Source organism: Streptomyces otsuchiensis, from assembly GCF_004305975.1.
GTDB classification, from domain to species: Bacteria; Actinomycetota; Actinomycetes; order Streptomycetales; family Streptomycetaceae; genus Streptomyces; species Streptomyces otsuchiensis.
On record NZ_BHZI01000473.1, the window covers coordinates 1 to 2,185 of the forward strand.

Consider the following 2,185-nt stretch of genomic DNA (forward strand, 5'->3'; position numbering starts at 1 on the left):
ACCCCGGAGGGACCATGTCCGCCGACGCACCGCTCACCCACGGGCAGCTGTCGACCTGGCGATCGATCGAGACCTTCAGCGAGGACCGCCTGATGGAGGTGAACATCCCCGCGCTCTGGGACGTCACCGGCCTCACGGAGGCGGAGGTCGTCAGGGGCCTGCGGCTGCTCACCTCCCGTCAGGAGGCGCTGCGCACCACCTTCCACACCGACCCGGCGGGCCGGCCGGTCCAGCGTGTCCACGACGACGTGCCGCTGCGACTGGAGCGGGTGGAGCTGCCCGGCCCGCGGGCGGACGCCGCCCTCGGCGTGCTGCGCGATCTCTACGCGCGGCCGTTCCCGGTCACCGGCGATCCCGGCTGGCGCGTGGTGCTGATCAGCTGCGCGGGCCGGCCCGTCCGGCTGGCCGTGTCGATGTCGCATCTGGTGGTCGACGTCTGGGCGGTCCGCGCCCTGGAGGGCCAGCTGCGCCAGGCCCTCGCCGGGGAGGAGTTCCCCGCCCCGGCACCGCGCGAGCTGGCCGCGCTCCAGCACGGTGAGGCATGGGCGTCGCGGCGGCGCGGGGCGGAGAAGTACTGGCGGCGGATCCTCACCGACGGCCCGGCGCACAACCTCCCGCTCCCCCGCTCCGGCCCGGGCACCCGGCGGGTCCAGGCGACCCTGCGCTCCCCCGGCCTGGCCGCGCTGCTGGCGCGCGCCGAGCGGGAGGTGAAGGTGTCGCAGCAGAGCCTGCTCACGGCGCTGACCGCGGCCGCCGTCGCCGCCTTCCTGGACCGGGACCGGGTGGTGCTGAGCGTGATGTGCGCCAACCGCTTCGACCCGGTCTTCAAGCCGCTGATCAGCACGCTGAACCAGCTGGTGCCGCTGCCCTGCTCGGTGGACCGGGACACCGGACTCACCGCGTTCGCCCGCCGGGTCCACCTCAACGCACTGCTCTCCTACCGCCACGGCTGCTACGACGTGGACACCGCCGCCCGGCTCACCGCCGAACTGGCCGCCCCCGACGGCACCGCCTTCCGGCACGACTGCTGGTTCAACTACGTGACGACGCCACCCCCCGCCGGGCCCGCGCCGCGGGCGGCGAACGCCACCGGGGTGCCGGACGCCGAGCTGGAGTGGTCACTGCCCCCGCGGAACGCCGGCCACCCCTTCTATTTGCGGGTCAACGGTGACGGAGCGACCCGGCTGGAGATGACCCTGCGCACCGATCCGGACCTGGTCCCGCCCGAGGCGATTCCCGGGCTGCTGCGCGCAGTCACCGCCGGGGCCCGGCGGATCGTCCACGCCCCGGAGACCACGGTCGGCGCCCTCGCGGACTCCGTCGGCCACGACCCGCTGGGCGCCGACCTCTTCCCGGCCGCCCTGCCGCCCGGCCCGCCGCCCCCGCCGACCGGGGCGGGGGCGGCGCGTGAGCTGGTTCAGCTGCCGCGGTAGACCAGGACCGAGTGCGCGGAGACCACCACCGGCAGCACCAGCTCCGGCTCCGACTCAGAGACCCGGACCTCCACCACCGCGCGCGGGAAGAGCGCCACCGCGCCCAGGATCGCGTAGTAGGCGTCGAGGTCGCAGACGAGCTGGTAGAGCCCGGGCGGGCACTGCCCGTCCGGCAGCACCGTCAGCCGCCCGTCCTCACCGGTCAGACCGCGGGCGACGTCCTGCCACCCGTCCTCGGTACGCCGCCGCACCAACACCTCCACATCCGTGGCGGGCACACCGAAGGAATGGTCCAGGATCTGGACTGCGAGGCTCATGTGGGATCACCGTCTCTGTGGGGCGTGACCGGACGCCCCTGATCACGGCGCGCCGCTGACGAGCGTCGGCCGCCCCGCTGTCACTCCGCCATCGTCCCGCTGTCATCCCACGACCGGCCCCACACCACCGGCCGCCGAAGGGAGGAGACGGCCGACAGTGCGGGCAACAGCGGGTTGAGGACGACTCGAAAGCGGTCTGCCGAACCATCGGAGCATCGAAGCCGCCGGGACCGCGAGGCACCGGGGGCGTCACTCGGTAAGAGGGAGATGCCACCATGGCTCACAACGTCCGCCGCCTCACCACCACCGGCGCCCTGCTCGTCGCACTGCTCGGGGCCGGCGCCCTGGCCGGCCCGGCCCACGCGGCCGGCGGCCCCGACCGCGGCACGGACATGAGCCCCGCCAACACCATCTGGGACCGGCCCGCTCCCGACC

The 2,185-nt window shown here is 74.6% G+C and carries 2 protein-coding genes; one reads left to right on the plus strand and one right to left on the minus strand.

What is annotated here, in order from left to right:
* On the plus strand, positions 1-1,433 hold a 1,433-nt coding region (locus tag E0D90_RS25195; protein WP_227870499.1), incomplete at its 5' end, for a condensation domain-containing protein.
* Here the strand turns inward: E0D90_RS25195 and E0D90_RS25200 are convergent.
* Positions 1,418-1,750, minus strand: coding sequence for a hydroxyisourate hydrolase (locus E0D90_RS25200; RefSeq protein ID WP_103504008.1), 333 nt, complete (start codon positions 1,748-1,750; stop codon positions 1,418-1,420). The two genes, E0D90_RS25195 and E0D90_RS25200, sit on opposite strands and share 16 nt — an antisense overlap.
* Between the last annotated feature and the right edge of the window lie 435 nt (positions 1,751-2,185).

Bases quoted from the DNA above. Each gene is read 5' to 3' on its own strand.
- E0D90_RS25200 (WP_103504008.1), bottom strand. From the start codon at position 1,750: ATGAGCCTCGCAGTCCAGATCCTGGACCATTCCTTCGGTGTGCCCGCC.